At 48.0% G+C, this 14,004-nt stretch carries 11 protein-coding genes; all 11 read left to right on the top strand.

What is annotated here, in order from left to right; all coding sequences use genetic code 11:
- The first annotated feature begins 6 nt into the window (after window positions 1-6).
- Complete coding sequence (locus DHBDCA_RS13230; protein WP_015044727.1) at window positions 7-1,362, top strand: nucleotide sugar dehydrogenase; 1,356 nt, start codon at window positions 7-9, stop codon at window positions 1,360-1,362.
- A gap of 40 nt (window positions 1,363-1,402) precedes the next feature.
- The gene (locus DHBDCA_RS13225; protein WP_015044726.1) at window positions 1,403-2,446 is read left to right on the top strand and encodes a Gfo/Idh/MocA family protein; all 1,044 of its coding nucleotides are present in this window, start codon (window positions 1,403-1,405) and stop codon (window positions 2,444-2,446) included.
- Window positions 2,447-2,519: 73 nt separating this feature from the next.
- Window positions 2,520-2,762 (top strand): hypothetical protein, encoded by a 243-nt coding sequence (locus DHBDCA_RS13220; protein ID WP_015044725.1) that lies wholly within the window; start codon window positions 2,520-2,522, stop codon window positions 2,760-2,762.
- A 197-nt stretch (window positions 2,763-2,959) separates the two neighbouring features.
- Window positions 2,960-3,820 (top strand): N-acetyltransferase, encoded by an 861-nt coding sequence (locus tag DHBDCA_RS13215; protein WP_015045398.1) that lies wholly within the window; start codon window positions 2,960-2,962, stop codon window positions 3,818-3,820.
- Window positions 3,821-4,062: 242 nt separating this feature from the next.
- Window positions 4,063-5,181, top strand: a complete 1,119-nt coding sequence (locus tag DHBDCA_RS13210; RefSeq protein WP_015044723.1) for a DegT/DnrJ/EryC1/StrS family aminotransferase — start codon at window positions 4,063-4,065, stop codon at window positions 5,179-5,181.
- A 180-nt stretch (window positions 5,182-5,361) separates the two neighbouring features.
- A complete protein-coding gene (locus DHBDCA_RS13205; RefSeq protein ID WP_015044722.1) occupies window positions 5,362-6,738 on the top strand; it encodes an O-antigen ligase family protein in 1,377 nt (458 codons plus the stop codon).
- A 12-nt stretch (window positions 6,739-6,750) separates the two neighbouring features.
- Entirely contained in the window at window positions 6,751-8,043 is a 1,293-nt protein-coding gene (locus tag DHBDCA_RS13200) for a glycosyltransferase family 4 protein (RefSeq protein WP_015044721.1), read from the top strand.
- Window positions 8,040-9,182 (top strand): glycosyltransferase family 4 protein, encoded by a 1,143-nt coding sequence (locus DHBDCA_RS13195; protein WP_015044720.1) that lies wholly within the window; start codon window positions 8,040-8,042, stop codon window positions 9,180-9,182. The genes DHBDCA_RS13200 and DHBDCA_RS13195 overlap by 4 nt, the downstream gene beginning before the upstream one ends.
- A 96-nt stretch (window positions 9,183-9,278) precedes the next feature.
- Window positions 9,279-10,694, top strand: coding sequence for a flippase (locus tag DHBDCA_RS13190; protein ID WP_015044719.1), 1,416 nt, complete (start codon window positions 9,279-9,281; stop codon window positions 10,692-10,694).
- A gap of 19 nt (window positions 10,695-10,713) precedes the next feature.
- On the top strand, window positions 10,714-12,048 hold the full coding sequence (locus DHBDCA_RS13185) for an O-antigen ligase family protein (protein WP_015044718.1): 1,335 nt from the start codon (window positions 10,714-10,716) through the stop codon (window positions 12,046-12,048).
- Window positions 12,049-12,668: 620 nt separating this feature from the next.
- Window positions 12,669-13,889 carry a glycosyltransferase family 4 protein gene (locus DHBDCA_RS13175; protein ID WP_041225818.1) on the top strand — a complete coding sequence of 407 codons (1,221 nt, stop codon included), beginning with the start codon at window positions 12,669-12,671 and terminating at the stop codon, window positions 13,887-13,889.
- Window positions 13,890-14,004: the final 115 nt, after the last annotated feature.

The raw sequence follows: 14,004 nt of genomic DNA, 5'->3' as shown, positions 1-14,004 counted from the left end.
ACTTCTATGCTGGAAGTTAAAAATGTCATTACGCAGAATCATCCTGTTGCCCTGGAACTTAAAAAGAAAATTGAAAACCATACCGCCCGGATCGGCGTGATCGGTCTTGGTTACGTTGGCCTGCCACTGGCAGTTGAGAAAGGTAAGGTTGGTTTCCCGGTTCTCGGATTTGATATTAATGCCGAGAAAGTTGCCATGGTATCAGCCGGAGAAAATTATATCGGAGATGTCAAGGACGAGGAGCTTAAAGAACTTGTCGATAAAAAGATCCTTCAGGCAACCACTGATTTTGCCAAGCTTGCTGACTGTGATGTGGTGATCATTTGTGTACCGACACCGCTGACCATTACCAGGGATCCGGATATTTCCTATATGAAAGCTTCCGCTGAGGAAGTCGGAAAAACCATTCGTCAGGGGCAGCTTATCACACTTGAGAGCACGACATATCCTGGAACCACGCAGGAAGTGATCCTGCCGATTCTGGAACAGTCGGGGCTTAAAGTCGGGATAGACTTTTTCCTGGCCTTCTCGCCGGAAAGAGTTGACCCCGGCAACAAGCGTTTTTCAACGAAGAACACCTCCAAAGTTGTCGGCGGCGTAACGCCTTACTGCCTGGAGATTGCTTATACCTTATATGCACAGACCATTGTGAATGTCGTACCGGTCAGCTCACCGGCTGCAGCCGAACTCACCAAAGTATTTGAAAATACCTACCGCGCAGTCAATATCGCACTCGTAAATGAAATGATGCTGTTATGCGACCGGATGGGGCTTGATGTTTGGGAGATCGTCGAGGCTGCTTCAACGAAACCTTTTGGTATCCATACGTTTTATCCGGGACCGGGTGTTGGCGGCCACTGCATTCCGATTGATCCGTTCTACCTTACCTGGAAAGCCAGAGAGTATGACTTCCATACCCGCTTTATTGAACTGGCCGGCGAGATCAATGTTGAAGTCTCTTCTTATGTCGTCAATAAAGTATACCGGGCTTTAAATTCCCTGAATAAGAGCGTTAAAGATGCCAAACTCCTGGTCGTAGGTGTCGCCTATAAAAAGGATATTGAGGATGTCCGTGAATCACCGGCCCTGATCATTATGGAACTCCTGCGCAAGGAAGGCGCCGTTTTAAGCTACCATGACCCCTACGTACCGGTCATTGAGCCACATGGCGGCAGCACCATGCATCTGGAAAGCATCGCGCTAACCCCGGATGTATTGCAGGAGGCTGACTGCGTCTTAATTATTACTGACCACAGTACTATCGACTACGAACAAATCGTCCAATATGCGCCGTTAGTCGTTGATACGCGCAATGCGACCAAAGACGTGCGGCAGATGCGTGAAAAAATATTCAAGATCTAAGTAAAAGAAGCCCTGTCCCCATGATTGGAGAGTGGAATTTTTGACAGAAGACAAAATAGTATTTGGCGTAATCGGATGCGGAAGAATTGCCCCGAAACATACGGAATCAATTATAGCTATCCCCGGCGCAGAGTTGGCGGCTGTCTGTGACATTGTGCCGGAAAGGGCTGAAGATTTTGCCAGCAAGTACAAGGCGCAGCCGTATCTGGATTATCACGATCTTTTGAAGAGAGAAGATATCGATATTGTCACGATCGCAACCCCGAGCGGAAGCCATGCGGAGATCGGGATTGCAGCGGCCAGGGCCGGCAAACATGTGATGGTTGAGAAGCCCATGTCTATGACGCTCCGCGAAGCAGATCTGCTGATCCGGACCTGCAGGGAGAACGGCGTCAAACTGGCGGTCATTCACCAGAATCGTTTTAACAAATCAATTAAATTACTGAAAAACGCTTTGGAAGCAGGACGTTTTGGGAAACTGACACACGGTCAGGCGACAGTCCGCTGGAACCGGGGCATGGACTATTATCTGCAGGCACCTTGGAGAGGGACCAAACTGCAGGATGGCGGCGTCCTGATGAATCAGTCCATTCATAACATTGATTTATTACAATGGATGTTTGGTCCTGTGGAATCCGTTTTTGGCTATACCCATACCGCGTTAAGAAATATTGAAATGGAAGATGTCGCCGGAGCGGTACTGAAGTTTAAGAACGGCGCAATCGGGCTGATTGAGGCTGCTTCCACGATTTATCCAAAGAATATCGAGGAAACGCTGAACGTTTTTGGGGAAACAGGCTCAGCTGTGATCGGCGGGATTGCAGTGAACCGCGTCGAAGTATGGGAATTTCCAGGCAGCGAAGCTGAAAAACAGCAGATATTCGCTGCCCAGGAGACCGATCCGCCTGACGTGTACGGATTTGGCCACCGGGAAATCATTGAGGATATGATCCAAGCAGTCAGGACCGGCGGGATTCCGGCAGTTCCTGGTGAAGAGGGACGGAAGGCACTTGAAATCATTTTATCCATCTATAAATGCCAGGAAACCGGGGTACCGGTTAAACTTCCGTTAATTGAAGATTAAAAAAAGCCATGCACTTCCTTTCCGGTTGGTACATATTTGTATAGTACACTAAAACCGGAAAGGAGACAGAAAAATGAGACCTCCTTATGATGGACCGGGACCGGGAACATATTCGATGATGCCGGATTATCACCAGACAATGATGCAGGTCGAGCTTGCCGTCAGGCATGGAATGAGAGAAGCGGGGACTGTGAATGTTAGACACGGTGTTATGGAAACAGCCCTTATTGCTTACCTGTTAGGCAAAGGCTTTGACTATTATCAGGCAGTCCGGATCGTAGAATCCTGGGAACGGAATGAAACTTTCCCTATGTAAATGTTATTTATCAAGGTGAAAGTCACTACATGTGAGGATGTTTATGGCAAAACATCCTCGTTTATTTGTATCAGAAAGTATAAGTACTTATTAATACATCTAAAGGAAACTAAGGCTTGGTGCAAGCTAAGTATTCTTAGTGATAGCTTGTTCTTAGAATATTGATAAATTAAATTGTATAGAAAGAAGGGTTTGATTTGGCAGCTGAAATTCATTCCGGAGCGGTTATCGCGGCTAGCGCTATGATTGGGAAACAGGTAAGTATCGCTCCTTTTTGCGTAATAGGGGAGAATGTCGTGATTGAAGACGGGGCAATACTGGAGCCGGGGTGTGTACTGGCGGATGGAGTGAAGGTTGGTAAAGATGTTAAACTTGGATGCCATGTCACCTTGGGAAATCAGGCAGTTTTGGAAGCCGGGGTTACCGCAGGGGATCATACCGTGGTATATCCGGGGACGGTGATTGGAGAAGGTACGTTTATCGGCAGCAATTCCGCCGTAGGGCGTCCGCCGCGCGCAGCAGCAACCAGTACGGTCAAAAACACGGAAAACCTGCCGCCGCTTAAAGTTGGCAAAAAGTGTACCATTGGCTGCTCATCAGTGATCTACTCCGGTACAGAGCTCGGCGACGGGGTCTTTATCGGAGACAGGGCCTTGGTCCGGGAACGTTGCACGCTTGGTGAGAAAGTCGTTGTCGGCAGCGGCAGTGCTGTCGAAAATAATACCAGGATCGGATCTTTTACGAAGATCCAGACAGGCTCCTACATTACCGCATATATGGAGATTGAAGAAAATGTCTTCATTGCGCCGATGGTGACAACGACGAATGACAATTATATGGGGCGGACCGAAAAACGTTTTAAACATATCAAGGGAGCCGTAATCCGCAGGGCAGCGCGGATCGGAGGAGGAGCAATCCTGCTTCCGGGCATCGAAGTCGCGGAAGAGACATTTGTCGCGGCAGGTTCGCTCATTACAAAAGATACAGTTGCCGGGAAGGTCTACAAAGGATTTCCTGCCAAAGCCGTCCGGGATGTCCCGGAAGATGAGCTGATCTAGCTAATGTATTACCGAGACCTACCAGGATAAACAATGATATTAATTCTTGAAATTAACTCGTGCAGGGTGTACCCTAAATATATTGTCTGCAGTTGCTCCATGCCATCCATGGAATAAGCGAAGTGCCAACGCTATCCAACGCTTACAACACGGTATGATGAACTCTAAACAAGACAATTTGTATTCATAGGATCTTTGTTCGACATTAGGCCATCCGGGGCCGTCAGAAAGGGAGGATGCATGTGTCAATTCCACTTTTGGATTTAAAGGCGCAGTACTTATCGATAAAAGAAGAGATTGATCAGGCGGTACTCGGGGTTCTGGACTCCTGTCATTTCATTCTCGGACCGAATGTGAAAGCAATGGAGGAAAAAACAGCAGCGTACTGCGGGACAAAGCACGCTGTTGCTGTTGCCAATGGTACGGATGCACTTGTACTGGCTCTCAAAGCCTGCGGCATTGCACAGGGTGATGAAGTCATCACGACGCCGTTTACTTTTTTTGCTTCGGCAGAGGCAGTTGCGAGTCTCGGGGCAACACCTGTATTCGTAGATATTGATCCGGTCACGCTGAATATGGATATTGACCAATTGGAAAGTAAAATTACCTCCAGGACAAAGGCGATTATTCCTGTTCATATTTTTGGCCAGATGGTCAATATGGATAAGGTCATGGACCTGGCCCAAAAATATGAGCTTAAGATTATAGAGGATGCAGCCCAGGCGATTGGTGCCGAATTTAAGGGCAAAAGAGCCGGAGCTTGCGGAACAGCTGGAACGTTTAGCTTTTTCCCGACCAAGAACCTCGGCGGCTATGGTGATGGCGGCATGGTGGTGACCAACTGCGATGAAATTGCGGAAAAGGTCAGACTGTTCCGTTTCCATGGTTCCAAGACAAAATATTTCCATGAAGAGATTGGCTATAACAGCAGGCTGGACGAGATCCAGGCTGCTATTCTCCGCGTCAAGTTTCAGTATCTGGATAAATGGAACAAAGCCCGCAGGCAAAAAGCCGAACTCTACGACAGCCTGCTTAAACCGTTGGCAGATCAGGAGAAACTGATCCTTCCCGGCAGAGACCCGGAAGCCTATCAGGTGTTCCATCTGTATGTCATGAGAGTCCAGCAGAGAGAAAAAGTCATGGAGAAATTGAAGGAAGCAGGCATTGCTTCAGCGGTCTATTATCCGCTTCCGCTCCATCTGCAGAAAGCTTTCGCGTATTTGGGCTATAAGGCCGGTGATTTCCCTGAGGCCGAAAAGGCCAGCGAACATGCACTGGCGATCCCGTGTTATCCCGAACTGACCTCGCAGCAGCAGGAAGAAATCGTACATGTTATCAACGATTGTTTAATACCTAGCTAAAACTGGCATGCAGACTTAGCGTAATAAACTTATAATCAGTCTGTAAGCCACAGTTCCGCTGTGAGCGGAGCATGGAGTGCGCAGCGCGGCTGTTTGTGCCATGGATGGCACAACAGCCGAAAAGCGGTATTGTGGCTTACAGACCAGCCCCAAAAAGAGTACAATTTAACAGGAGGCACAATGTTTTGGAATAACGGCATTACGAGAAGGAATGAAACCAGGCTTTTTATTTTAGCAATGGCCATGCTTTCAGCAATGATCCTGCCTTCATTTCCTATTCATCCTTCTCTTCCAAATATTCGATTGGACGAGCTGCTGCTCTTCGGTGTCTTTGGCCTGAACATCCTGCTGTTTGCAGCGAAAGGATTCCGCTTCAGTCCCGAAGAAAAACAGCAGTTGTTAAAACGCAAACAAGAACATAAGTGGATTCTGCTGATTTTTGTTTTACTCGTATTCTCCTACGCCATTTCCAACATCTATGGCGTGATCATCAAAGGAGCAGGTTATTACGGTCTCCGGGATGTCATGGAACTGGTGACATTCTGCAAATATTATCTGGCCGTAACGCTGGCCTTATCCATCAATCTGCGTACAGAGGAATTTGACTTCCTGGGCAAGGCTTTCCTCGGAGGCCTAGCTTTTCTGATTATTTTCGGCTGGGGACAGCATTTCAACGTGCTGAATATGAATACCTGGCTGTCGCCCTATTTTGACCAGCAGCATTGGCAGCTGCTTTTGGTCGGCAATCCGGCCAGGGTGCAGGGTACCTTTGACAACCCGAATTTCTTCGGGATATTTACTGTGATGACGCTAGCTTATCTGACCGTTCGCTATTATTTCGGTGAAGATCACGAAAAATTTCCGGTTCTGCTGTTTATTTTGATCGGCTTTGTGATCAAACTGGAATTCCTGACGATATCGCGGACAGCCCTGGTCTGTATTGGGTTGCTTTTCCTTATTTTAAGCATCTGGGCGTTTAGTTATCACCGGCATAATAAAAAAGTACTGGTTAAAATAGCGGCGCTGTTTGTGTTGACGGCAGTTCTTTTCCTGACAGCCTCAGGTGATTTCTTCTACAGGCTGCAGGAAGGACTCGACTTTTCCAACAGTACTTCTTTCCAGGGCCACCTCGACCGCTGGGGAAAGGCAATCGGCAGCATTTGGGATTCTCCGGTCTTTGGCTGGGGTACGCAGAAATACGTGATGACAACACTGGTAGACAATGAGTATGCGTTGTATGCCAGAAGGTATGGTTTTTTCGGACTGGCGATCTATCTGAGCTTCTTTTTGCTCCCGTTTATTCTTGGTATCAGAAACCTTCGCGCTAAGATTGCTGCCTCAGGACGGGGGCTCGTATTCAGCCAGCCGATGCAGTTCATGGCTGCGTATGCCGCAGTGCTGCCGTCCATCTTTGTGTTTAACATCATGGCAGGTATATTCTATAATCTTCAGTTGATGACTTTCTTTGCAATTTGTATGGGTCTGGCTTATAATTCGTTTGCGGAGCAAAGGGGGATAAACGATACATCCTTAAGATCCCTCAGTTCCCTCAAGTAAGGTGGTTTAACGGTGAAGATATTAGTGATCTCTCATATGTATCCTTCATCTCAGAATCCGGCTTACGGCATTTTCATTCATAAGCAGGTTAAAGCGCTGCAGGATCAAGGCTGCAAGATTAAAGTTGTATCGCCTGTGCCTTATGCGCCCTGGCCTCTGCCGACACTCCAGCCGAAATGGCGGGCCTATGCCTCGATACCTGATCACGAAGTAGTGGACGGAGTTGAAGTATACTATCCGCGTTATCTCGAGTTTCCGCGCTCATATTTCCTGGAGCAGTCGGGCTATTTCATGTACCGGGGAATCCGCAGGCAGGTCGCGCAGATTCGCAGGGATTTTCCATTTGAGCTGATTCATGCCCATGTGGCCCTTCCTGACGGCCATGCGGCATTCTTGTTAAAGAAAGACGATGGTGTGCCGCTTGTGGTTACCATCCACGGGCAGGATTTCCAGTCGACAATGTCTAAAAATGAAAAATGCCGCCGGAGACTGTTTGAGGTACTGGAAGGTACGGATAGGATCATTACAGTCAGCTCCAAACTGAAGAACATCATTAGGGACCAAGCTTTTTTCTCGAAGACAGAGGTTATCAATAATGGTATCGACCTGAATGACTGTGTACCGCCGCCGGATATTTTTCCCGGCCATCATTCAGATAGGCACGGTTTTTCCGCTGATATTCTCAGCACAGATCGTAGCGAAAATATTCTAAGTACTGATAGCAGCGGCATTTCCGGTAATACCCGAAAAGAAATCAGGATCCTGAGTGTTTCAAATCTGAAGAAAACCAAGGGCATTGATCTGAATCTCCGGGTGGTTTCATCTCTGGCCGGAAAATATCCTTTACTCAAATATTTTATTGCAGGGGACGGGGAAGAGAGAAAAGCCCTGGAGGATCTGACTGAAAGTCTAAAACTCAAGGATAAGGTTGTCTTCCTAGGGAAACTTGCTCACCCTGAAGTGATGAAAGAGATGGCTGGGGCCGATATTTTCTGTCTGCCAAGCTGGCAGGAAGGCTTTGGCGTCGTCTATATTGAAGCGATGGCCCAGGGGTTACCGGTTATCGGTGTCCGCGGCGAAGGGATCGAAGATGCATTGATCCATGGCCAAAACGGTCTGCTTGTCGCTCCCCGGAATGTCGAAGATCTCACCGGAGCACTTGATTCACTGCTCAGAGATCCTGTTTATTGCCGAAGGCTCGGTAAGGCAGGCAGGCAAACGGTGCTTGACCGGTTTACCTGGTCGAATAATGCGGCCCGAACAGCCGGAGTCTATCAAGGTTTAATAGGAGGCAGGAAAGTTTGAAAATATGCATTCTTACAACAGGCCATCCAGCTCTCGATAACCGAATATTTTACAAGCAAGCTTTGTCTCTTAAGAAAAAATATAATGACATTACCCTGATCGTTCCTGATGAGAGAACTGAATATCTGGAACAGGGAATCCGGATCATTGGCGTGCCAAGAGCGGGGTCTCTTTACGGCCGCTTTAAGCTCGGGGATACCGTTGTTGCCAAAGCGATCGAACTTCAACCGGATATCTGCCATTTCCACGACTTTGAACTGATCTACAAAGTGTTAAAGATTAAAAAAGCACTGCCTGCGTGCAAGCTAATTTACGATGTCCACGAGCATTACCCGGACATGATGCGCATGTCCAGGAAGATCCCGCGGATGTTGAGGCCCTTGGCTACTTTTTTGGTCGATAAAAGTGAACTGTATTATGCTAAAAAATTTGATCAGATCATCACGGCTGACGGTGCGGTCAAAGACCGGTTTGCGGGCAGGAATCCCAGAGTTGATGTGATCTATAATTTTACGGAATTTATACCGCCGGAAGCTGACGCTTCGTCAAAAGAAACGGAGCTCCCGGAAAAGGAATACGATGCCATTTACCAGGGGGATATTACCCTTGAGCGCGGCGTATATATGACCGTCCAGGCTATCAAGCTGCTGAAGGAGAAGTATCCGGACATCCGGATGGTTTTTGTCGGTCCTTTTAACGACGCTGAAGGCAAAGAACTTGTCACCCAATACATAGAAGAAAATGATCTGAGCAAAAATATCCTTTTCACAGGACGGGTGCCCCATGTCGAGGTCCAGGAGTATATCCGAAAGTCCAGGGTTGGCGTTGTTACGCTGCTGCCGCTGCCCAAATATTTTAAGAACATACCGATTAAACAGTTTGAATACATGAGCTGCGGCATCCCTGTTGTCGGCAGCAATCTTCCTCCGATCCAGCATTTTTTGACCAGCTACAACAGTGGGATCATTGTTGATCCGACCAGACCTGAGGATATTGCCAAGGGTCTCGGCATCCTGCTGGCTGATCCCCGACTCTGCAAAGAAATGGGTGATAACGGCATCAAGGCTGTCAGACAAGAATACAACTGGGGCAAGATGGAGGAAAAACTGCTTAAGATTTACAGCAGATTTGAGAATTAAGGCTTAAGAACATACTGAAAAGATGGAAATAGATAGAAGCCTCCAAGAGAAGCCTTAAAGTCTAATAAAGAAAAGCTAAAGAAGAAGTGATAGAGTTTGGATACCCGCCTGATCGCTAAAAATGCTGCGGCCCTGGGAATATCAGGAGTACTTGCCAAGGCCATTGCCGCCGTGGTGGGTATATTTGTTACCCGCTACCTTGGCCCAGGACCATTTGGAGATTACTCCACAGCGTACGCGTTCGTCGGAACGTTTATTCTGTTTGCGGAGCTTGGAATCAGCCAGCTCATGGTGCAGGATTGTTCGAGGAACCTGGCCGAATTGCCGCGGTATTTCGGCAACACGCTGTTTGTCAAGACCGTAATCTCCATTGTGTGTTTTCTATTAATGGTTATCTTTATGTTCCCGGCCGGATACAATACGTCGACCAAAGAAATGGTTGTCGTTTTGGGCGTGGCTGTATCTTTCAATGCGCTGAATCAGTCGGTCTATAACTATTATCAAGCCGTTCAGAAGCTCTACCTGGCTGCAGCGTTCCAGTTTTTGACCACATTTCTGATCGGAGGACTGACCATTGCGGTGATCTTTACCGGTATGGGGGTCGTCGCAATTACGTTTACACATTTGTTTACGTATATACTGATTAGTGTGCTCCTGTTTTTTGCCCTCAGAAGGGAAATCAGGCCGCGCGTTGAACGGAGCAGCCTGATGCTGATGGTCAGGAACGGATTGCCGTTTGGGATTCACCGGATATTTTATAACGTCTTTTTTCAGCTCAGCATTCTGGTTTTGTCACTGACGGCCAGCAATGTCGAGGTAGGGATTTATTCCGCGGCGTACAAGCTTGTCCTGATGCTGATCTTCCTGCCGAGTCTAATGACCAGCGCGCTTTATCCTGTGCTGTATCAGCTCGGGGAAACGGATAAGGACGGTCATCGTAATACGACTGAAAAGGTCTTCAAGTTGCTTTCCGGGATTGGGATCCCAGGTAGCATTCTGATTTTTGTTTTAGCAGGACCGCTGACAACATGGCTGTATGCCGGAAAATTCGATGAATCGATTCCGATCCTGATGATCGTGTCCTGGTTCTTTGCACTGGAATGCATGAGCTTTTCCCTCGGCGATGTCCTGACAACAACCAACCACCAGTGGCAAAGAACCATCGTGCAGGGTTCTGCGCTTGTACTGATGTTTATTCTGATTATGGTCCTGAATCCGCTGTTCGGGATCAGCGGTACAGCGTATGCGCTGATCATTGTCGAGATCTTTATCTTTTGCGGATACTACCTGTTGGTCCGAAAAGGGGTTTATAAGATTCGGATCTGGCGCCAGCTGCCATCAATCATGCTTGCTTCCTTACTGATGGCAGGGACCGCCTGGTTGACAAACAGCTTTCATCCGCTGATATCTGCTGTAATGGCTGGAATCATTTATTGCCTGGCGCTCGTGATATTGGACAGGGATTTCCGGAAGATCGGTGGATTTGTTATTCAAAAGGGTCTTCGAAAATAAAAACTGGGAGGAATCGAACATGCTTCAGTGGCCGGTATTCGTGTTGACCATCATACTTCTTGGTTACCTGGCTGTCAAAAAGCCGCTATGGCTCGTGCCGTCTCTGGCAGTGGCAGTCGCGCTGGAAATATCGATTAGCTGGTATCCTAACCTTGGCTTTTTGGAAAAAATTTTGGGAGAAGTCTCCCTGACCAGGCTTACCAGTATTGTTCTGATCCTGGCGGCATTTTCCCGCGTGTTTTTTTCGGAGGAGATGCGCAAAAAGCTTAGAGCGGTTCTAAAAGATCCACTGACGCTTGTTTTATTGGCTTTTATCATTCTTGGTGGGATAAGTGTTGTATACTCCGCCAACTTTGGCAACACTGTTACTGAAACCATCCGGCTGCTGATTTTATTTGCTGTGTTTATCTCTGCCGCACTTTTGATGGATAAAGAACGCGCCCTGCTGCCTTTCAAAGCCGTACATATCATGGCACTCCTGCTTGCGCTGGTCAGTTTCTATGAAGGAATTACGGGGAACCTGATCTGGCAGGGAGACAAATTGCTGATTGAGCAGACGCTGCGTGTCAATGCTACCTTTGTCGACCCCAATATTTTTGCACGTTACATCATCCTCGGGATTGCGTCGAATTTTGTTCTGCAGATTTATACCCGGGAAAGAAGCCATAGACTGATTTATATGGCGTGTCTGGCCGTCCTGCTGGCAGAATTAGTACTAACCGGTTCCCGCGGTGGATTCCTGACGCTTCTGGCAATTCTGATTGCTACTTTGATCTTTTTGCCGAACAAAAAGGCTGTTCTCTGGGTTCTTGGTTTAGGTGCCCTTTGCGGGGCGATTGTGATCTTCCTGCGCCCGGAGATCTGGGAGAGGATGCTGACGATAACGAAGGGTTTCGCATATTCGAGCGAGCAGCGTTTATACCTCTGGAAGGCTGCAATAGCAATATTCAAGGACCATCCGCTGATTGGGACCGGACTTGGCACTTTCGAGACTGTGTTTAAACAGAGTTATTTTGAGTTTATGAATATCCCCGGCGGAGCGATACGCTCCCACACCACCATTCTGACGATTGCTTCGGAACTGGGGGCCGTGGGGTTGGCCGTACTCACAGCGATCTGGGCAGCGATCCTGTACAGGCTGGCCAAATTGTTCAGCCTCGGACATGATTACCTTGGTATGTTTCAGGAGCAAAACCAATACTTTGCAGGCACGGGCTATGTGCTGTGGGCTGCAACCGTATTTATCAGCTCTCAAGCTGAGGGACGCTTCTTTGAGGATCCGATATTCTGGCTCAGCTGCGGGATGCTAGTTGTATTGAAGCTTTCGCGGAAGTACCGGCTGGAGCTTGACTAATTTGTTAGAGATAGTTCGTTGGCTCAGATTAGTCCAATTTTCTGGGCCTGTCTGTGGGCCACAGATTGATTGCATTTTTAGGGCTTGTCTGTGGGCCACAATACCGCTTTTCGGCGAATTGCGCCATCCATGGCGCAAATGCCGCGCTACGCACTCCATGCTCCGCTTGTCGCGGAACTGTGGCCCACAGACTGATTATAAGGTCGTTTATGTAAGTCTGCATGTATTAGACCATCCATGGCTTGCGTTCATGGTATCACGGTATTAAGCTATCCATGGCCGTCGATGCGTTCCGCATCAGCAGTCCAGCTGGACGCGCTTAGCACATCTTTTTATTACTAGCACAACGTTCTCAAATTCCCTGCTCAAATAATTCATACAAGCTTGATCACCCTAAATTAGGTCTGGGGGTCACAATTCCAGCGTTAAGCGGAGCATGGAGGCGGAGCGCGGCTGTTTGCGCCACGGACGGCGCAACAGCCGAAAGCGGAATTGTGGCGCACAGGCCAACTCGGGAGTTTAACGCAATCATATATTTGAGTATTTATTTCAGGAACGTTGTACTAGAAGAAGCCAAAATAAGTTTAGTAAAGTAGTATGAACCAGGAGTAAAGATGAATATGCGTATTTTGCTTTTGACGCAGTATTTTCCGCCGGAGAAGGGGGCAGCTCAGGTAAGGCTCTGGGAGCTGGCCAAAGGCCTGCGGAACCAGGGGAATACGGTTACGGTCGTGACAGCCTTTCCGAACCATCCCACCGGGATCATCCCAGATGAATACCGGGGGAAAGTGTTTGCGCGTGAGGATATGGAAGGGATCGTTGTTCTGAGAACCTGCATCTATCCAGTGAAGCGGGGCAGATTCTGGCTGCGTTTGCTGAACTATTTTTCTTTTGTGTTTTCCGCTTTTTTAGGGATCTGCCGCAGTGGTCCTCAAGACCTGATCGTTGTGGAATCTCCGCCGCTTTTTATCGGTTTTACAGCTGTCATTACTTCTTTCTTCAAAAGAGCACCCTATATCTTCAATGTCTCCGATCTGTGGCCGGAATCCGCAGTGCAGCTCGGACTTGTCACGAATAAACAGCTTATCGGCATGTGTGAGTGGCTGGAACGCTGTTTTTACCGCAAGGCATTTAAGCTTTCGGCGCAGACTCAGGGGATTGTGGAAGGGTTGAAAAAGAAAGGGGTCAAAGCTGAAGATATCTTATTCCTGCCTAACGGCGTGGATACCGAACTATTTACACCAAGGCCCAAAGACGTGGTATTGGAACAGCAACTCGAACTTGAGGGGAAATATGTGATCCTGTATGCTGGGACGATGGGGTACGCTCATGGGATTGAGACAGCGCTTGAGGCCGCCGATCTGATGCGTGCCGAGCCGGAAATATTTTTTCTGTTTGTCGGCGACGGGTCCGAAAGACCGCGGCTCGAACAGATCGCCCGGGAAAAGGATCTGCCCAATGTCCGCTTCATCGATTTCCAGCCGCTCGAAGAGATTCCACGTTATTATTCGCTGAGCAGTATCAGTCTTTCGACCCTCAGACGCTATAAGCTCTCGGAAGGGGTAAGGCCTTCCAAAGTATTTCCGGCGATGGCCAGCGGTCAGCCGCTGATCTATGTCGGAGAGGGTGAAGGCGCAGAGATTGTCAAAGAAAGCGGCGGCGGAGTGGTGCTCGAACCCGAAAATCCCAAGATCCTTGCCGAGACGGTCTTGCGCCTAAAGGCAGATCCGGAAACCTGCAGGGTACTCTCCGAAAAGGGCCGGGAATATGTCATCAGGCACTATTCCTGGGACAGTATCGTCAGAAACTGGCTTGAGCAGCTTCATTTGAAGAAAGCCTAACGTTGTTTTTTGGCCAAAGCGTAGTAAAATAAAGTAGTCAATAAATAATGAATAAGGAAATAAAAATTTAAGAATAAACGAAGTATAAAAACAATCAATGGATAAATTAAAAAAA

It is taken from the genome of Dehalobacter sp. DCA (assembly GCF_000305775.1).
GTDB lineage: Bacteria > Bacillota > Desulfitobacteriia > Desulfitobacteriales > Syntrophobotulaceae > Dehalobacter > Dehalobacter alkaniphilus.
This window is presented reverse-complemented; position numbering and strand designations above follow the sequence as displayed.